Raw genomic sequence first — 17,356 nt, 5'->3', positions numbered from 1 at the left:
GAGGAAGTCTCATTGGCTATTGCTGCTCGTACAAAGGATAAACCTCAAAATTCTGTCACCGGATCAACGGTTTACCCCATTTTATTGATTATTGGCATTTGCCATATGCTGAACGACACATTGCAAGCCGTTATTCCTGCGATGTTCCCTATTTTAGAACGCTCAATGGGGCTGACCTTTACACAATTAGGGCTGATTGCCTTTACATTAAATATGGTCTCCTCCGTCATGCAGCCCGCTATTGGGTGGTATACAGATAAACGGCCGATGCCTTATGCACTCCCGATTGCTTTATTTTCTAGTGCTGTCGGTATATTCGGGCTTGCGTTTGCGCCTTCCTTTGCCACCATTTTGCTTTGCGTTGTCTTTATCGGACTCGGCTCTGCAATTTTCCATCCAGAGGGCTCTCGTGTTGCCAACATGGCAGCTGGTCCAAGACGAGGACTTGCACAGTCCATCTATCAAGTAGGCGGAAATACAGGTCAAGCCTTTGCTCCGCTGATCGCTGCATTAATGCTCGTCCCTCTCGGTCAGCCAGGCGTGGCTTGGTTTACGATTGTTGGAATGATTGCTGTCGGTTTCCTTCTTTATATTTCAAGATGGTACGCAGGAAGACTTCAAACCATTCGAGCTCAAGCGAAAAAGGCTCCAGCAAAAGCTGCAAGATCTGATATTCATCGTAAGTCAGCACTCACAGCACTTGGCATTATCGTCTTTCTCATCTTTGCCCGCTCTTGGTATGGGAATGCGATATCGAATTTCTATGCGTTTTATGCGATTGAACAATATGGATTGACGATTAAAGAATCACAGACTTATATTTTCTTATTTCTCATTCTAGGTGCAATAGGGACATTTTTAGGCGGGCCGCTTGCAGACCGCTTCGGCAAGAAAACCGTGATTTTAATTTCCTTATTGGCATCCTTTCCACTTGCCCTGCTGCTGCCATTTGCCGGACCTGTTTTTGCTTATGTTTTACTTGGACTAATTGGGGTCATTCTGACATCAAGCTTCTCTGTCACAGTCGTTTATGCTCAAGAACTATTTCCCGGGAAAATTGGCACAATGTCTGGTTTAACTGTTGGGCTTGCGTTTGGTATGGGTGCAATTGGATCAGTCGCTCTAGGCTCATTCATTGATGCCTTCGGTTTAACGCCTACCATGATCGGAGTCGCCTTTTTACCGATATTAGGCATCCTGGCCTTCTTACTACCTAGCGATCAAACCATCTCCAAATGGAATGAATCATAAAAAGGAGAAAACCGCTCAGTTATTGAGCGGTTTTTTCATATCTCATAAAAATGCGTGTCAGGAACGTGCTTCTTTGCAATAAACCCTTGCTGAAATTCTGGAAAGACCTTTTGCACCTGTTTAATTTTTTGATGAACCAAATCGGCATACGGAATATATAGATGATCCACTAGATTTTGTTCTGTCATATAGTAATACCAATTAAGATTAAAGGTATTCTCATCAATGATCGTAAAGGCAGAAAAATGATAGAACAAGAGTGGACATTCGTCGAGATACATATCCCCTTTCACAACTGAAAACTTGTAGTTTTCAATATTCCAAATGGCGGCATTGGCTCCTTTAGATGTCACCACATGGACCCCTTCAAAATCATCGATCCATCTTTCAACATACCGCTGATCTCCATACGTCTTATTTTCTGTATCCATTTCTACTGTACAGTGTGCAAGACAGTTTTCCTTCCATTGTGTGACCGCCTGTTTGGCAACGTCTGTGTTGCGGCAGCCGACAAATCCAGTATTAAAGCGGCCAGACAACTCATAAAAGTGATAGAACCGCTTGGAATTCATATGATCCGTCAAAAATAAATGAGCGAGCGGATTCTCTGCAAATACCGCCTCTGGATCATGATAAAAATACAAATCCGTATCCAAATGGGCGAGATAATCCGCTTCTGAGGACTCAAGGATTTTGAGCAGAAAAGCAGGCTTTAACGTCCAGCAATACTCATGGAACGTCCGATCATCTTTTGCCTTTCGCAGCGTGTCATCTTCAATGTCTTCAAGCTGTTCATATTGAACGTGCGGATGAGGGAATTCACGTAACACCTTGTAAGCCAAAGGGTCCGCACATAAAACCGACAACTTGAATGAATGGGCGGTTTGTTCAAGCGAATGAATCAGCGCCAAAAGCTTAAAAATATGGGTATTCGACACAATGGTTGTAAAATGATAAGACGCCATCTACAACACATCCACTTGAAACAAATCAACGCGTAATAGCTCTTTCGTCAGCCCTTGAATGGCTTCTACAAGCACTGTGCAGCCATATTCCTGCCGTGCAAGCTGCGCTGCTTCTGACAGCTTTTTCAAAGGGACATGCTTTGCTGTCAGCTGATCTTTTTTATCGCGTTTGATGCCTACATTCCGCTCTGTGATCAAATGAAGCAGCTCTAAAAAATAAGAAAGCAGACCATCGAATGCCGGATTTTCACGCAGCTGCCGGACCTCTTTCACAATGTCATTTGTGACGGTGTGAGAAAATGGACCAGAGAAAGCCAAATGGACATCAATGGCATCAATATTGTTGTACTTCTCGCACATATACAAAATGTTATATTTGATGTCATCAAATGACGTTAAATTACTTGGATGCTCCTGATGCACACTCATGATATCCTCTCGCAATTCAAACGAGAGACCAAGCTGATGCAGACGAATTCCTAAATCATAATCCTCAAACCCGTACCGAACGATATTTTCATCAAACATCCCGAGTGCCATGACATGCTTACGTTTGACAGAGGAGTTATTCGTAATAAAAAATCGCCACGGCAGCTCATAAGAGCCTAAATCATAGTTATACGTGCGCAAAATGTCTTTGAGAATATCAATAAACTCAGACTGCAAATCGAAGCTTTTCTCTAGAAATCCACCATTTTCAACTTCCTTCATTGATAAAAGAGGCGTTTTATCTTTCATTTTCCGCTTATACAAGCCTTGCTTTTTCAACCGATTGATATGATCCTGATCAAATGCTTCGTAAAAATAACGATAAATCCGCTTCCAGCATACACCACAAATCACAAGGTCCTCATGAACAGCATGTGCCTCCGCATGCTTTTGAATAAATTGCGGCTCTGCCAGCATATCGCTGTCATGGAATATCAGCAGGTCTCCCTCCGCCTCGCGAATGGCATGATTGCGACCCTTGGCAATCCCTTGATTGACAGGAATACGTACCTTTTTAAACGGGAAATTCACCTCAATGTTCTCAAGCATTTCCATCGTGCCGTCCGTTGACCCATTATCAGCGACAATCACCTCAAATGGAATATCCGTATCCTGAAGCGTTAAGGAAAAAAGACTCCCTTCTAAACGCTCTTTGGCATTATAGCTTGGAATAATGACGCTTACCTTTGGCTTCTCATTCATGCGTCATCCCCCTCCAATTTGGCATAGCCGTTAAACAGCGGATCGACCTTCTCAACAGATTCAATCACATGGCGCAGCACGTTTCGATAGGCTTCTTGGAAAAACGGCAGATCATTTCTCCCTTTTTCATGAATTTGCTGCATCTCATCCTTGCTCACGATGCGAAAGCCGCTGAAATGATAGCAAATGAGCGGATGCCCATCGTCCAGCAAAATACGTCCATTCTCTTCCCGATAAGAATGCTGCCCATAGTTCCAATGACCAATATTCACGCCTTTTGTTTGAATATCTTCCACTTTTTCAAACAGCTTCGGCATATGATCCAGATATCCTTGATCGCCAAACTTGCCTTCTCCCGGCGCATTTTTGCATTCCTTCAAGCATTCTTCTTTCCACCAGCTGAGGCATTTCCGGCCGGCTTCATCTCCTTTAAAATACAGGAAGCCTGAGTTATATCGTCCTAAAAGCTTCTGAAGCATCTTCACTTCCTCAGGATCGAAGCTCGGAATCACAATATCCCCTCTCGAGAGTAAAACAGAGGCATCCGGCTGATGTTGAAAAATCGCTTTCGGGCTCTCATAAAAAAATAAATCCGCATCAAGATAGGTTACGCCCTCTGCCTGCTCCTGTTCAAATAACCACTCAATCCAAATCGGCTTTAATGTCCAGCAATATTCCGAGGCATCCCGTTCCTCTTTTTTCTCCAGCAGCTCCGGCGTTTCGAGCTCCCGTACATGAACAAGATCGACATGAGGAAAATTCATTTGATGAAGCAGATCAAATGCAGCATCATCCATACATAACGTCTTGATGACAGCATCATCTTCTACTTGCTTCAATGATAAGAAAAACGCAATGGCTTGATAAAGTCTTCCACTTGATAGAACCGTACAATATATGCTGTTCATCTACTTACACCTCTATTTTTGAAAGAATTCGCGGTACCATTCAATCGTCTTCTCTAAACCTTCATCAATGGAATAGTCAGGCTTCCAATCAAGCAGCTTTCTCGCCTTTTCTGCCGACAAATATTGATGCTTAATCTCATGCGTTCCTTGGTTTAAAATACGCGGCTTCAGTTCACTGCCCATTGCCTTTAAAATCTTATCCACGAGCTCAAGCACCGTCAGCTGAATTTCATTACTAAAGTTAAATGCTTCTCCAGCGAGCCCTTTTTCCTCCATCTTCTCAGCTAGCAGCAAATAAGCCTTGACCGCATCTTCAATGTAGAAATAATCACGAATAAATGTCCCATCACTTCTAATTTCAGGTGCCTTTCCTTCTAGCACAAGCTGGATGGTTTGCGGAATGATTCTGTTGAAATTTAAATCCCCGCCCCCGTATAAATTGCCGCAGCGTGTAATACAAACCGGAAGACCATATGTGTTGTAATACGTGTGAGAAATTAAATCTGCACAGCTCTTCGATACATCATACGGATGTTTCCCATTTAACGGCATATCTTCATCGTATGGAAGCTGCTCCTGATCGCCGTATGCTTTGTCACTTGATGCAACGATGACTCGTTTGATCAGCGGCTGTCTTCTGCAAGCCTCCAGTACATTCCATGTCCCTAAAATATTGGCTTCAAATGTAGAAACAGGGTGTCTATTTGCGACCCCAACAATGGCCTGCGCCGCCAAATGGAAGACAGTATCAATTTCGTATTCTCCTAACGCACGTTCAATCGTTTGCATATCCTCCAATGCACCTTGCACCACATTCATCTTTTCGAATTGACTGCCTTGATATAAATTCGATCGAGGCACCTGATCACGCACAAGTCCAGTTACGTTTGCACCTTGATCAATCAATTCCTTGACGAGATAGCTTCCCAATAGTCCTGTACATCCAGTCACAAATACGTTTTTCCCATTCCAAAATCCGCTCATGCCGTCACCAAACCTTCCATGGTTGTTTTCCATTTGTCCACATGCCATTGATTTCCTTCAGGTTCTTATACGTATCGATCGCTGTCCAAAATCCGTGGTGCTCATAAACCGCAAGCTCTCCATCATTCGCCAGATTTTGAAGAGGCTCCGCTTCAAACACGCATTGATCATCGTCTGTCAAATAGTCAAATACCTTTGGAGACAACACAAAAAATCCTCCATTGATCATCCCGATACTGTCTGTCTTCTCAGAGAAGGATTGTGCCATCCCGTTATATACCTTCAACGTCCCGTACTGTGACTTCTTTTCAATTCCTGTGACAGTCGCAGCAGCCCCAAGATCCTGATGACGCTTCAGCAGATGAAACATATTGATATTGGCAAGTCCATCACCATACGTCATCATGAATGTCTCATCCCCAATGTAGTCCTGTGCCTGCTTTAACCGTCCGCCTGTCATCGTCTCCTCACCCGTATCTAAAAAGGTAATTTTCCAGTTCTCTAACTTTCCTAAAAGCTTCATTTCTCCTGTTGCCATATCCAGCTGCATGCTGTGATGCCGCCAGTCGTAGTTCAGAAAATATTCTTTGATCTTCTCTCCTTTATATCCAAGCAATAAGATAAACTCATCTACTCCGTAATACTGATAGATTTTCATAATATGCCATAGAATAGGCCGATCTCCGATCATAGCAAGTGGTTTAGGAAGCGCTTGTGTGACCTCACTCATTCTCGTTCCCTTTCCTCCGCAGAGAATGACTGCTTTCATCTTCTCCCCTCATCTCTCTATGAAAATTTTTGATTGAAAACCTTATCTTTATGCGGAAAATCAGTACATGTACCCTCAGACTTTGTCCGACATCAGGTTTTGAATCTACTCTATTCATATGTCGAAATGAGAGATGGTGCCACCTAGCATTTAACTATTTTTACAAATAAAAAAAGAGCGAGATTTGTATTCTCGCTCTTTCAAAGTTTAAATTGTATATTATCAGGGTAGATGGTATGATAAACATGTGCATCATCAGCACAAACAGCCTCTTTTTATAAAGAGACTACTAGATGGAATGAATTCAAGTGGCAGCTTGCTTCATTCTCAATATGAATCACGGAGGTGAATTCCCATGGCACAAAACGTACTTTGTGAAGTGAACTCTTGCCGTTTTTGGGCTGATAACAGCTGTACAGCTTCTACCATTAAAATTGGTAAAAACACAATGACTGATGTGACTCGCAATGCTGAAACTGATTGCGAAACATTTGAAACAAAATAAGTTGTTTTTCTGAGATGAAGGAACTGGCAGGTTCCTTCTTTTCTTTTATCATTCTATCAAGAATGATAATTATTATCAAGTGTTTTTCACTAAACATTTCTCGGGAAATAATGACACGATATTTCTCCATTCGTTGACGATTTTCACTCCTTTTTCTATACTCAACATATCCGAAGAAGAAAAAGTGGTGACCAATCAATGGATTTTACGATACGTTTTCTATCATTCTTTGTCGTAGAAATCGAAGGCAAAGATGAACAAGCAAATAAACGGTTCAAGCATTATCAAACATTAGATCAAGAGGAATTTGAACAAAGTGAGCTGAAGGACTTTTTAGATGGTGAGCTAAAAAAAATCGTCAAACGAAAAGTGGACAGACACCCTAAATCAGAACAAGTACCGACCAAAATTGGCCGATTCATTGTCGAACCCGGTCATGAACTCGATTCAAATCCAAACTACAATTTATTTCATCAGACGAGATTTGCCGATACAAAAGAAGTATTTAATGAATGCAGCGAACAGTTTGTTCGCACGTATTTAGATACAAGTGCTGTCAGAGGCGGCGTTTTTTTAGTTGCGTCTGCCGTTCCTAAAAAGTACTTCGATGACTCCTTTGTCTTTATTATGAAATGCGATTTTGAACAGAAAGTGGCTTCTATCGCTGATACATCTACCTTGATCAAAAAAGTCGAAATGGCCATTACAACAAAAAATATGAAATCGATTCAATATCCGTTTATGCCAGAAGAGGGCATGACAGAGGAAGCTGAAGTGAAAATTCACCAATCCTCACATGCGCGTTATTTTGAGGACTTTCTGAAATTCGTCGAATACGGGGAATCTATGCCCGAAATCATGAAATCACAGGTCATGAATATGGTGCAGGAACAAGTATTTGAAACATTACAGGATGAAAGTGAAGAATTAAAGCAGTTCGAAGAGGATCTTGAAATATGGGAAGCGAGTGAAAAACGAGAAATTAGAGAAACACTCGATACAGAACAGGTCACACTAGCAGCTTCTCACATTGTGGAACAAACCCCTGATATCACAATGAAAATGCGTCTAGGTGAAACAGAAATCAAAGGACTTCTCGCGGACTTTGGCCACTCGATCCATATTGCGAAGGTCAACAATCGATATGTCGTGCTCGTTGAAGCAGACCAAATCGTCTTCGAAAAAGGAAGCACACCTGTTGAATTCCATAAACCAAATGGATTAAAAGAGGTTGTCAGCCACCTGACGCAAAAAGCCTACGATTCAGACATAGAATAAGAGAATATGACTGCCTCTGCGATCAGCTGCATGAGGCAGTTTTTTTATATAACGCTTCATTTTTTACACTGCACCAGAAGAAACATGCAGCTGCCCGCCTCTTGCCCACATGCTGACAAGCATTAAGCTTATGATGAGCATCAGCCAAAAGACACTGTTTGTTCCGAAAAACTGAATCAACGTATATCCGCACAAAGGCCCTAAAGCAGCACCCATATCTTGAACAAAAGAATAGCTTGCGAGAAAGCGGTTCTTATCTGTTTGAGCAGAGGCTTTTTGAAAGGCAAGTGTATCGGTGAACGTTGTTACAATCGTTGCCAGCAGCTGAATCAAAAGCAGCATCAATAGGAACCAGCCGCTTACCTTCAGCATGACCCCAAGAAAACTGAGCCCTCCAAATGAAAGAAACATCCAGCTTAGCATTCGTTCCTTCATCACAAGCCGATCAAACCATTTGCCTGTTCTCGGTGCGACAAATGGTTCCCACCCCCACCTGATTGCTTGAATGACACCGCTTAAAGCCGAAGCTCCGATGACAAAGCCAAATAGAGCAAATTCATCCTGATCGATCTTTGCTTCAATGACATGACTCAGCGTGGATGCGAATAAACCTTGTATAATAAGTGCGACCAGCATGCCTGTTATCAGTACTTTTACAACATCTCGTGCAAACCACTTCTGTTTGATGCCATGATACATCTGCGTGCCTTCTCTCTTTTCAATTTCATCCAAAGATACATAAAAAACGCACCCTATCAATGTGAGTAAACCAAAGACAAGCGTCATGGACTGGAAGCCGAACAAGCTGGCGAAAATCCCGCCAAATAACATACCAAATAAACTGCCAAGCCGGTAAAGCCCATTATAAAGACCCGTCAAATGTCCTTGTGAGCCTTCGTCCATTTCAGCCAAAACCCTCATCCCGCTCATACGGAGTAACGTCCAAGCAAGCCCCCATGCGCAGCGGCAGATCAGCAGCAGCCAAAAACCACTCATCCCATATAATGCCGTGGTCACTGACGCGATCAAAATCGCCATTAATACACCGGTCTTCATTGGGATATAGCGATAGAGCCACCAAACGACAGGCGCTAGCGGAATGCGAATGAATCGGTTGATGGACAGCAGTAACCCGACCTCCCAAATAGATGATAAACCAATCTCTTTCCAATAGACTGGAAGAACAATATAGAGCATTGAATCCCCAATAAGTGCAAATGCTGTGATGAGCGATATTGACACAACTTGCTTTTGACGATGATCCATTTTCCCTTCCCCCTTCGCTATCTTTACGATAAGGGATGCTTTATAATAAATCTAATGAATGTTTTTGATTAAACCATTAAAATAATTGATAGGTGGTGCAAAGTTGAATTTACATGCCCTTCGGATTTTTGCAAAGGTCGCAGAGACTAAAAGCGTCACACAAACAGCAGACGCACTATCTTTGACACAGCCAGCTGTGACGGCTCAGCTTAGAAGCATTGAACGAGAGATCGGTTTTCGCCTTTTTAAACGAAACGGCCGAGGAATTGCGCTCACAGAAATGGGAAAGATGCTGTATCCTTATGCCCGGCAAGTGTTCGAGGCTGAAAAGGAAGTAGAATATCAGATCACACTATTACAAAACGGGAAAAAGGGACGCCTCCGCATCGCTTCTACCTACGTACCACTCAACTTTTTACTGCCTGATTGGCTCGCTGCTTTTAAATCGTCTTCACCACAGACAGAAATTGAATTAAAAAGCGGAAACTCCGCTCAAGTGATAGACAGCCTGCTTCAATATGAATCAGATGTGGCCATCGCTGTAATTGAAGATTTGGATCATGAGGAGATCGTTACCTCCCATTTGACGAATTTAAGCTATGATTTTATTGTGCCAGCAGACCATCCGTTAAACGGAAAAACCGTCCCGCTAGAGCGCCTGAGCCTGGAGCCTTTTTTAATGCGTGAAGAAGGCAGCTCCACAAGAGATAAGCTCTTTTCCCTTTTCACCTCGAAAGGAATTAAAAAACCGACTGTTGATTTACAATTCAGCGGTGTTCATGAAGCGATTCAAATGATCAAAGCTGGCTATGGGATCACACTTGTTCCCCGTGATGCGGTTCAAGGCAGTCTCAAGCGGAAAGAGATTGGGCGCGTATATATCGAAGGCATAGAAATCGTCAGACCCGTTGTTATCTGCAAACGGGCGAATGATCTTGAAGAAAATAGAACAGTGGATGCCTTTCTGCAAATGAAAGATATCGGTCCATTTAAGGCGCCTGCTGCAAATTAAAAAAGTGCCTGCATAAGAAACAGGCACTTTTTTTCTATTCGGCTGGTTGAACAATGTCATACGGTACAGCCTTTGAGGCTTTCACTAATTGTTCTGGTGTGATGAGGATTTCATTTCCCCATTCGCCTGCTCCAACGCCTAATACCTCTTCCTCTAATAACGAAGCTTCGATGATGGTGCGGAAGCCTTCTGGCTGCCAGCAAAATGGCGGTATCGAGCCAATTCGGTAGCCCGTCACTTCCAGAACCTTCTCTGGTGATGCCATTTTAATATTACGAGAGCCGGCCGCTTTCTTTAGTTTCCCTGACTTAATATGCTGGTCTGCGCCAACCATCACAAGCAGCTGCTCCCCTTCCCCTGTTTCAAAAATCAATGTTTTGATCATTTGTCTTTCACGAAAACCAAGGGCTGCTGCTACATTTGCTGCTCCCTTCTCTGTTTCGGAAGAAAATGCTTTGATCTCATATGGGATGCTGTGCTGATTCAAGAATTCATGTGCCGGTAGTACTTTCATTGATTTGAACCCCTTTCCTTGCGATGTCTTTCATTTAGCTTATCACAATCCTCTCATCCTTAAGATGTATTTTTCAATGAAAAGCCTCTAGGTCCTTCATCACCATGCTATACTGAACTTGTTTTTGAAAAGGAGCCGGTTGGATATGGGAAACAAGTTTTGGTATTATACAGGCAGTAAAAGCCTTCTCATGCTAAGTGATATTCTATTTGTGATGACGATCACGTTTGTGATCTATCAAGATACACAATCTGTTGCGTATGCGGCTTTATTTCCGCTAATAAGAACATTATGCCAGCTATTAGCTGGGCTCATCTCTCCTGTTTTGGCAGATCACTTTCAAGCGGGCCGGCTGTTGAAATGGGTCCCGCTTTTACGTCTTGTGATGCTCATCGTGTTTACATCCCAATTTCATTTCTTTCAGCAGCATATGGTCTGGCTGTTTGGTGCGCTTATTCTCATTTCCATCACAGGTGGAGTCATTAGTCCTTTATTACAGGCCATCATGCCGATGCTTGTGCCAGCAAATCAGCTTGTGAAAGCGAACAGTACAGCCTCCATTTTTCATCAAACGGTGCAAATCGCCGGTTATTCGTTTACTGGAATGCTCGTCCTGTTGATTGGTCCTTTTTATTTAATGTGGATTACTTGTTTCATGATTGTGTTGTCTTATTTGTTTTTCATCCCTGTTTTTCCTCTTCTCAAGCAAGAAGACACGGTTCGAAAAGCAAATAAGATGAACAGTTTCAAGGATGGCTGGGCGATTATTTGGACAAATAAAACGATTCGCACTCTGACCTTTATGGATGTTTGTGAAAATATGGCGGGCGCTATGTGGATCGGGGCGATTACTCTTGCCTTTGTCACCCATGATTTAAACGAAAGTGAGGAATGGTGGGGTTTTATCAACGCCGCTTATTATACAGGCGCCATTCTAGGCGGGCTCTTGGCTGCGTGGATAAGCCGGTTGATTCAAAAGCAGCTTCTTCTCTTTATGGCAGCTGGTTCATTCATTTATGCAGTGCTGACTATTGTCTTTTCACTGAATAGCCTGCCGTGGCTTGCTTTGCTGCTTTGCATTTTGATGGGGCCTGCTTATCAAATTCGAGATGTTTCGCAGCAAACCATTCTTCAAACGGAAACGCCCGTCCGAGATTTATCAAAGGTGTACTCGGCTCATTACGTCCTTTCTTCTGTATCTGTCGGTTTATCTATTTTCTTTGTTGGATTGATTGCAGATGCATTCGGAGCGAGGACTGTGTATTTGCTAGGCGGTTTTTTTGTGCTCATCTGTTCGGGGATTGCCATCCTCGCTTTTATGAGACAGAAAAAAAAGAGCGGCTGATTCATGCAGCGGCTCTTTTACTTTTTCTTTAACATCGCGAACATGTCACGAGCCATCGCTTCTAAAATATACACAACTGGCGTCTGTGTCGTAATATTGGCTCTGTGAACCCGTTCGTCTGTCACGTAATAAGCAATATTTAAATCGGAAATGCGCGAAATCGTACAGTGCTGATTGTTTGTAATACTAATGATTTTGCTTCCTTCTCTTTTTAACTTCGAAATATGATCAATCGTAATACGGTTCTCCCCTGATACAGACAGCACAATGGTGACACTATTGTCTAAATACTGCATATTCATCGGGAAAAACGGATCATTGATGTAAAATGAAAATTTCTCAAGACTCGAAAAATACCTCGCCCCATACTGTGCCAAAATACCAGAGCTGCCAGTTCCGATAAACAGCACATTTTTTGCATCGGCAATGAGCCTTGCTGCCTCCTTAATTTTCCCTTCAAAGTCCCCTTTCAGTGTGCGTTCAATAAATTCATATAGAAAGTGCTGTGTGCTTTTTAAAGTAGGAGTTTGCTCTGATTCTAAATACATTTTGAGTTTCACTTTAAACTCTGAAAAGCCTTCACAATTCACTTTTCGGCAAAAGCGAAGGACAGACGAGGTGGAAATATGGGCAGCATCTGCTAAATCCCGAATTCTCATATACACGACCTTTTCACTGTTTTCCATGATGTATCGGTATAAAGCGCTTTCTAGTTCATTAAAGCTGGAAATGACCTCACTTGAAAACATCTGACTTCCCCTTTCTCCAACAGCATGTCACAATGTGTTTCTTTTATGTAACAAATCTCTAAATGAGACACCCTTGCCTAAAGACGCTGAAGTCATTTACGCACTAGATGCTCTCACGATAAGCTATAGATGTACAGACAAAAGAATTGGCTTTTCTCTATTATAACATTGCGCGTTACATTATTCGGAGGTGCAGCACATGGCAAAAGGATTAAAGGTTGTCACAATTGGCGGAGGATCAAGCTATACACCAGAGCTTGTAGAAGGATTTATTAAACGATACGATGAATTTCCGATTAGCGAGCTTTGGCTTGTCGATATTGAAGCGGGAAAAGAGAAGCTTGAAATCGTCGGAAATCTTGCAAAACGCATGGTAAAAAAGGCAGGACTTCCAATCGAGGTTCATTTAACATTAGATCGCCGGAAAGCGCTTGCGGGCGCTGATTTCGTCACAACACAATTCCGTGTCGGACTTCTTGAAGCACGTATGAAGGATGAACGCATTCCTTTAAAATATGATGTCATTGGTCAAGAAACGAATGGTCCAGGAGGTCTATTCAAAGGACTTCGCACCATTCCAGTCATTCTTGATATTGTCAAAGATATTGAAGAACTGTGCCCAGACGCATGGCTTGTGAATTTCACCAACCCAGCTGGTATGGTCACAGAAGCCGTTCTTCGCTATTCAAACCATCGCAAAGTCGTTGGCTTATGCAACGTGCCAATCGGTATTCGCATGGGAATCGCCAAAGGACTTGATGTCGACGCAAGCAGAGTCGAAGTCAGCTTTGCTGGATTAAACCATATGGTCTTTGGACTCAATGTATTCTTAGATGGCAAAAGCATCATGGATCAAGTCATCGAAGACATGGCAGATCCAAACTCCAGCATGTCGATGAACAACATTCAAGCCATTCCGTGGAATGCAGATTTCTTAAAAGGGCTTGGCGTCATTCCATGTCCATATCACCGCTACTACTACAAAACAAGTGATATGCTGGCTGAAGAAAAGAAAGCAGCAGAGAATGAAGGAACTCGTGCAGAAGTCGTTCGTGCACTAGAAAATGACCTGTTCGAGCTTTACAAAGATCCTGATCTTGATATCAAACCGCCACAGCTTGAAAAACGAGGCGGTGCTTACTACAGTGATGCGGCTTGTAACTTGATTGCATCCATTTATAACGACAAGCACGACATTCAGCCGGTGAACACCATCAACAATGGTGCCATCAGTGACATTCCAAATGATTCTGCCGTTGAACTCAACTGCGTCATCACAAAAGACGGTCCTAAACCAATCGCTGTTGGTGAGATGCCTGTCGCAGTCAAAGGACTTATTTCTCAAATTAAATCTTTTGAACGTGTTGCCGCTGAAGCAGCCGTGACAGGCGATTACAACACAGCACTTGTCGCAATGACGATCAACCCGCTAGTCCCATCTGATGCGATTGCAAAAAGCATCCTAGATGAGATGCTAGAAGCACACAAAGAATATTTACCACAATTCTTCAATAAAGTAGAAGCATAAAACAGAATCGCACTTGTCAAAAGTGCGGTTTTCTTATTTCTTTGCAAACAGCCTGTCCATCTGAGCACGATCATAGTCTAATAGCCAGTGCTGTAAGCCCTCATAGACTGGCCGAAGACGCTCAGAATCTGACGCTATGAGATCACAGCCTCGATCATCATATAAGTGGAAAATCATCTGTTTCGAGAGATTGATGAGATAAATTTCATAATCAAGCTTCCCCTTCATGATTTGATTCGGTGCATAGAAATCCTCTCGGCACATGGCTTGTAGAAGTGGACGCAATCGAATATCTTGCAGCCGACAAGTCAAGGTAAATCTCTCCAATGTCAGTGGCTCATCTAGTTCTGGTCTAACATAGGTCAAAAGCTCGTGACGCAAGCGATTGCGTACTTGCCGGCGGACATATTTCTGATAAACTAGGAGCTTTTGCTTCATTAATTCATGTTCATGCTGCGTATAGACATCCGTGACAAACAGAATATCGTCTTCTGGATCAAAAGCATATCTGACAATTTTCAAAGCACGATCCCCTGCTTTTTCTAATACAACTGATTCTTCTCCTAATGACCAATCTGCCACTTCAAAGCGAAGCCCAAAAGGCCATTGATAAAAAAGGGACGGTGTGAGGACAAGATCAGGAAAATGACTTTTTAAAAAACTATTGGTTTGATCGTTCATCTCATGTCCTTCCATTGGTTTTATTTATTATTTTACCGTTGAAACTGATGGAAATACAATTGGAAATAAACTGTCATTTCTTATATGATGGAAAGAGATGGAGGTGTGACCAATTGAAAAAAACATCAACAAGGTTTTTACAAGTGTTCCTTACAGCACTGATCACTATGTGGGTACAGACTGGACTTGATCAGGCGAACATCATTCATATCACCAATGTATGGGTCGATGCCAGCAGCTGGATCCTTATCTTCTTTGTCATCTACGCACTTTTTGAATGGGCAGCTCACGTCTTAGCAAAACGGAAAACCGCTCATCGCTGAACATCTCTTTTCATAGAGATGTTTTTTGTTGAAATTCCTCTTGCACAAGTTCATGGATGACGCCCATTCCTGCCTGGCTTCCAGCAGCTGCTGCAAGTACAAGCTGAGCAGGGCCGCCTAAATTGTCACCGCATGCAAAGACACCGCTGACGGTTGTACGTCCAAGAATATCTGTTTCAATGCCCGCATTTTTCGTCATTTGGCAGCCAAGTTTTTCAGCAAATGGAGCTGACTGCTTGAAATCACTTGCGACAAAACCCCCTTCTCTTGTCACTGTCTCCCCATTCGCAAGTTGGAGAGAGTGCAGCTGCCCATTGTCATGATCGATTGACATAATCGGTACATCAATGACTTGAATAGAATGTGCTGATAGCAGTACCTTCTCCTCTTCAGCTAACACTTGCTGCCCATTCGTAAACACGATCAAATCCTTTGTCCAATTGGAAAGAAGTTTAGCCATATGCAAGGCGCGTGGATTCTCAGCAATTAGGGCAAGCGGCTTGTCCTTTAGCTCCCAGCCATCGCAGAAAGGACAGCTAAACAACGTCTTTCCATACACGTCATGAATTCCCTTAATCTCTGGCAGTATATCCTGAAGTCCTGTTGCCAATATGATTTTCTTCGCTTCGAATCTTTCTCCCTCTTGTGTCAGTAACGTAAAGTTGTCCTCATTGTTTTGTATCTCAACAATTCTGCTTCGCTTTATTTGAATATGAGGGTAGTTTTGAATATCTGCCTCTCCCGCTTGTCTGATCTCAAACGGTGTCATTCCATCGTTTGTAATAAATCCATGTGATTCCTGTGTCACTCGATTTCTTGGCATCTCGTCATCGAATACAATGACCTGTTTTCTGCCCCGCCCCACAACAAGTGCTGCACTTAATCCGGCTGGCCCGCCTCCGATAATGGCACAATCTAATAACATGTAAATCTCTCCTTTTTATTAAAGATTTTAAAGACTCTTAATATCTATAATTAGTTCAAAAAAATCACATGTTGAAAAATGGATTCTTTTCTGTCTGCTCAATTTGGCTTGCAATATCAACTAACCGCTTTTGACTTAACGTCTCCTGCATTTTTGTTTCAACATCCTGCATGACCTGTTCAATCAAACAGTCATCATGAGGCATGAAAGAATCATGCTCTAAAGAACAGCGAAACAAATTCGTTTGCCCTTCTACAGCCTGAATGACGTCTAAAAACGAAATGTCTTCCTTCTGTTTCATAATGGCGTAACCACCTTTTGCACCAGGTGTTGATTCAATCAATCCTGCCTTTACAAGCTTTGTTAAAATTTTAGATAAATAGGTGGGTGAAAGATCTTGCATTTTAGCAAGAGGCTCAACGCCAATTGCTTTCCCCTTCGGCGCAAGAGTTAAAAACACCATCGTATGAAGTGCATAGTTGGTCGCTTTAGAATATTTCATAGGAACATTCCTTTCTATCTATTATAGACCTTTTATATCTGTAATTGATCATAAAAGATTCAAGAAGAAAAAGCAAGTGTTGTGGATCTGCTTCTTTTTTCATTCCACATTTCGCATTTTCTTCCGATAATAAAGGTAAGCACGAATAAAATTTTGATGAAAACTAGAAGGAGTGAAGAAAATGTCAGATCAACAGCACAATGCAGCACACGAAGAAGAAGAAGAGGAATTCAATGTATACGACATGCTTCCGCCCGCAGGAACAATCATTGGTGAAGCAACAGAAGAAGAAATGGAAGCTGCGGCAGCATTAGAAGTGAGACATGTCGCGTTCATGCGCCTTCAAGATATGTTCATTCAATTTGATGGCTCGTCTTACAAAGACTTATTAAAAGACTTCCAAGAATTCGAATATGATTCTACAAAATTCTGGAGAGGTATTGCTAAACGACTTCAAATTCCATACGAATGGCCAATCCGACTCGACCACGCAAACGGTCCAATTTATATTGGTGAAACAGAGGATAGCCGTGAGGTTGAGGAGAGTGCAGAGTAAGGAAATGATGACCCCCTTTTTGACGAGGGGGTCTTTTAGTACCCAGTGAAAACCGCTTTGTCGCCATCACCAAAAAAGCGGAATACATGGTTGAAAAAACAATT

The 17,356-nt window shown here is 42.4% G+C and carries 19 protein-coding genes; 8 read left to right on the top strand and 11 right to left on the bottom strand.

Annotated elements, in window-relative coordinates:
- Nucleotides 1–12 precede the first annotated feature (12 nt).
- Nucleotides 13–1,251 carry an MFS transporter gene (locus C6344_RS17130; RefSeq protein WP_034664564.1) on the top strand — a complete coding sequence of 413 codons (1,239 nt, stop codon included), beginning with the start codon at nucleotides 13–15 and terminating at the stop codon, nucleotides 1,249–1,251.
- Nucleotides 1,252–1,286: 35 nt separating this feature from the next.
- Here C6344_RS17130 and C6344_RS17125 read toward each other — a convergent pair whose 3' ends face one another.
- The 5 genes from C6344_RS17125 to rfbF are packed head-to-tail and all read right to left on the bottom strand — an operon-like array spanning nucleotide 1,287 to nucleotide 6,068.
- On the bottom strand, nucleotides 1,287–2,216 hold the full coding sequence (locus C6344_RS17125) for a putative nucleotide-diphospho-sugar transferase (RefSeq protein WP_060595733.1): 930 nt from the start codon (nucleotides 2,214–2,216) through the stop codon (nucleotides 1,287–1,289).
- Nucleotides 2,217–3,407: a glycosyltransferase family 2 protein gene (locus C6344_RS17120; RefSeq protein ID WP_060595732.1), complete on the bottom strand. Its 1,191-nt coding sequence runs from the start codon at nucleotides 3,405–3,407 to the stop codon at nucleotides 2,217–2,219. It abuts the gene before it with no gap.
- Nucleotides 3,404–4,315, bottom strand: a complete 912-nt coding sequence (locus C6344_RS17115) for a putative nucleotide-diphospho-sugar transferase (protein WP_060595731.1) — start codon at nucleotides 4,313–4,315, stop codon at nucleotides 3,404–3,406. Before C6344_RS17115 ends, C6344_RS17120 begins: the two co-directional genes overlap by 4 nt.
- 12 nt (nucleotides 4,316–4,327) lie before the next feature.
- Entirely contained in the window at nucleotides 4,328–5,299 is a 972-nt protein-coding gene (locus tag C6344_RS17110) for a GDP-mannose 4,6-dehydratase (RefSeq protein WP_025092661.1), read from the bottom strand.
- A 4-nt stretch (nucleotides 5,300–5,303) separates the two neighbouring features.
- A complete protein-coding gene (rfbF, locus tag C6344_RS17105; protein WP_060595730.1) occupies nucleotides 5,304–6,068 on the bottom strand; it encodes a glucose-1-phosphate cytidylyltransferase in 765 nt (254 codons plus the stop codon).
- Between the two features lie 355 nt (nucleotides 6,069–6,423).
- On the opposite strand from rfbF, the gene C6344_RS17100 reads away from it, so the two are divergent.
- Together C6344_RS17100 and C6344_RS17095 are read left to right on the top strand one after the other, a co-directional pair.
- On the top strand, nucleotides 6,424–6,573 hold the full coding sequence (locus tag C6344_RS17100) for a DUF1540 domain-containing protein (protein WP_003213883.1): 150 nt from the start codon (nucleotides 6,424–6,426) through the stop codon (nucleotides 6,571–6,573).
- A 198-nt stretch (nucleotides 6,574–6,771) separates the two neighbouring features.
- Nucleotides 6,772–7,851 (top strand): DUF3900 domain-containing protein, encoded by a 1,080-nt coding sequence (locus C6344_RS17095; protein ID WP_060595729.1) that lies wholly within the window; start codon nucleotides 6,772–6,774, stop codon nucleotides 7,849–7,851.
- A 63-nt stretch (nucleotides 7,852–7,914) separates the two neighbouring features.
- On the opposite strand, the gene C6344_RS17090 is transcribed toward C6344_RS17095, so the two are convergent.
- On the bottom strand, nucleotides 7,915–9,117 hold the full coding sequence (locus C6344_RS17090; RefSeq protein ID WP_060595728.1) for an MFS transporter: 1,203 nt from the start codon (nucleotides 9,115–9,117) through the stop codon (nucleotides 7,915–7,917).
- 103 nt (nucleotides 9,118–9,220) lie between these two features.
- On the opposite strand from C6344_RS17090, the gene C6344_RS17085 reads away from it, so the two are divergent.
- Entirely contained in the window at nucleotides 9,221–10,129 is a 909-nt protein-coding gene (locus C6344_RS17085; RefSeq protein WP_034664581.1) for a LysR family transcriptional regulator, read from the top strand.
- 34 nt (nucleotides 10,130–10,163) lie between these two features.
- Here the strand turns inward: C6344_RS17085 and C6344_RS17080 are convergent, their stop codons facing one another.
- Entirely contained in the window at nucleotides 10,164–10,643 is a 480-nt protein-coding gene (locus C6344_RS17080; protein ID WP_060595726.1) for an aminoacyl-tRNA deacylase, read from the bottom strand.
- Between the two features lie 145 nt (nucleotides 10,644–10,788).
- Here C6344_RS17080 and C6344_RS17075 point away from each other — a divergent pair, with 145 nt between their 5' ends.
- Nucleotides 10,789–11,988: an MFS transporter gene (locus C6344_RS17075; protein ID WP_066031190.1), complete on the top strand. Its 1,200-nt coding sequence runs from the start codon at nucleotides 10,789–10,791 to the stop codon at nucleotides 11,986–11,988.
- 17 nt (nucleotides 11,989–12,005) lie between these two features.
- Here C6344_RS17075 and C6344_RS17070 read toward each other — a convergent pair whose 3' ends face one another.
- The gene (locus C6344_RS17070; RefSeq protein WP_060595724.1) at nucleotides 12,006–12,737 is read right to left on the bottom strand and encodes a MurR/RpiR family transcriptional regulator; all 732 of its coding nucleotides are present in this window, start codon (nucleotides 12,735–12,737) and stop codon (nucleotides 12,006–12,008) included.
- A 199-nt stretch (nucleotides 12,738–12,936) separates the two neighbouring features.
- Here C6344_RS17070 and C6344_RS17065 point away from each other — a divergent pair, with 199 nt between their 5' ends.
- The gene (locus tag C6344_RS17065) at nucleotides 12,937–14,265 is read left to right on the top strand and encodes a 6-phospho-beta-glucosidase (protein WP_034664592.1); all 1,329 of its coding nucleotides are present in this window, start codon (nucleotides 12,937–12,939) and stop codon (nucleotides 14,263–14,265) included.
- Between the two features lie 33 nt (nucleotides 14,266–14,298).
- On the opposite strand, the gene C6344_RS17060 is transcribed toward C6344_RS17065, so the two are convergent.
- Entirely contained in the window at nucleotides 14,299–14,946 is a 648-nt protein-coding gene (locus tag C6344_RS17060) for a DUF3885 domain-containing protein (protein ID WP_106073136.1), read from the bottom strand.
- 113 nt (nucleotides 14,947–15,059) lie between these two features.
- On the opposite strand from C6344_RS17060, the gene C6344_RS17055 reads away from it, so the two are divergent.
- Nucleotides 15,060–15,269 carry a hypothetical protein gene (locus C6344_RS17055; RefSeq protein ID WP_106039464.1) on the top strand — a complete coding sequence of 70 codons (210 nt, stop codon included), beginning with the start codon at nucleotides 15,060–15,062 and terminating at the stop codon, nucleotides 15,267–15,269.
- Nucleotides 15,270–15,279: 10 nt separating this feature from the next.
- Here C6344_RS17055 and C6344_RS17050 read toward each other — a convergent pair whose 3' ends face one another.
- Entirely contained in the window at nucleotides 15,280–16,194 is a 915-nt protein-coding gene (locus C6344_RS17050) for an NAD(P)/FAD-dependent oxidoreductase (protein WP_106073135.1), read from the bottom strand.
- A gap of 64 nt (nucleotides 16,195–16,258) precedes the next feature.
- The gene (locus tag C6344_RS17045; protein WP_034664606.1) at nucleotides 16,259–16,696 is read right to left on the bottom strand and encodes an Rrf2 family transcriptional regulator; all 438 of its coding nucleotides are present in this window, start codon (nucleotides 16,694–16,696) and stop codon (nucleotides 16,259–16,261) included.
- Nucleotides 16,697–16,877: 181 nt separating this feature from the next.
- On the opposite strand from C6344_RS17045, the gene C6344_RS17040 reads away from it, so the two are divergent.
- Entirely contained in the window at nucleotides 16,878–17,252 is a 375-nt protein-coding gene (locus tag C6344_RS17040) for a hypothetical protein (protein ID WP_106039467.1), read from the top strand.
- Nucleotides 17,253–17,356 lie beyond the last annotated feature (104 nt).

It is taken from the genome of Bacillus sp. GBSW19 (assembly GCF_002998655.1).
In the GTDB taxonomy this organism is placed as follows: domain Bacteria; phylum Bacillota; class Bacilli; order Bacillales; family Bacillaceae; genus Bacillus.
The sequence above is the reverse complement of the archived record's forward strand: the minus strand, read 5'-3'. Positions and strand labels throughout refer to the sequence as shown.

What these genes read in the sequence shown, in the direction of transcription:
- C6344_RS17080 (WP_060595726.1), bottom strand. Translation starts at nt 10,643, where the DNA reads ATGAAAGTACTACCGGCACATGAATTCTTGAATCAGCACAGCATCCCA.
- C6344_RS17095 (WP_060595729.1), top strand. Translation starts at nt 6,772, where the DNA reads ATGGATTTTACGATACGTTTTCTATCATTCTTTGTCGTAGAAATCGAA.
- C6344_RS17065 (WP_034664592.1), top strand. Translation starts at nt 12,937, where the DNA reads ATGGCAAAAGGATTAAAGGTTGTCACAATTGGCGGAGGATCAAGCTAT.
- C6344_RS17120 (WP_060595732.1), bottom strand. Translation starts at nt 3,407, where the DNA reads ATGAATGAGAAGCCAAAGGTAAGCGTCATTATTCCAAGCTATAATGCC.
- C6344_RS17045 (WP_034664606.1), bottom strand. Translation starts at nt 16,696, where the DNA reads ATGAAATATTCTAAAGCGACCAACTATGCACTTCATACGATGGTGTTT.
- C6344_RS17115 (WP_060595731.1), bottom strand. Translation starts at nt 4,315, where the DNA reads ATGAACAGCATATATTGTACGGTTCTATCAAGTGGAAGACTTTATCAA.
- C6344_RS17050 (WP_106073135.1), bottom strand. Translation starts at nt 16,194, where the DNA reads ATGTTATTAGATTGTGCCATTATCGGAGGCGGGCCAGCCGGATTAAGT.
- C6344_RS17090 (WP_060595728.1), bottom strand. Translation starts at nt 9,117, where the DNA reads ATGGATCATCGTCAAAAGCAAGTTGTGTCAATATCGCTCATCACAGCA.
- C6344_RS17075 (WP_066031190.1), top strand. Translation starts at nt 10,789, where the DNA reads ATGGGAAACAAGTTTTGGTATTATACAGGCAGTAAAAGCCTTCTCATG.
- C6344_RS17110 (WP_025092661.1), bottom strand. Translation starts at nt 5,299, where the DNA reads ATGAGCGGATTTTGGAATGGGAAAAACGTATTTGTGACTGGATGTACA.
- C6344_RS17070 (WP_060595724.1), bottom strand. Translation starts at nt 12,737, where the DNA reads ATGTTTTCAAGTGAGGTCATTTCCAGCTTTAATGAACTAGAAAGCGCT.
- C6344_RS17060 (WP_106073136.1), bottom strand. Translation starts at nt 14,946, where the DNA reads ATGAACGATCAAACCAATAGTTTTTTAAAAAGTCATTTTCCTGATCTT.
- C6344_RS17125 (WP_060595733.1), bottom strand. Translation starts at nt 2,216, where the DNA reads ATGGCGTCTTATCATTTTACAACCATTGTGTCGAATACCCATATTTTT.
- C6344_RS17040 (WP_106039467.1), top strand. Translation starts at nt 16,878, where the DNA reads ATGTCAGATCAACAGCACAATGCAGCACACGAAGAAGAAGAAGAGGAA.
- rfbF (WP_060595730.1), bottom strand. Translation starts at nt 6,068, where the DNA reads ATGAAAGCAGTCATTCTCTGCGGAGGAAAGGGAACGAGAATGAGTGAG.
- C6344_RS17100 (WP_003213883.1), top strand. Translation starts at nt 6,424, where the DNA reads ATGGCACAAAACGTACTTTGTGAAGTGAACTCTTGCCGTTTTTGGGCT.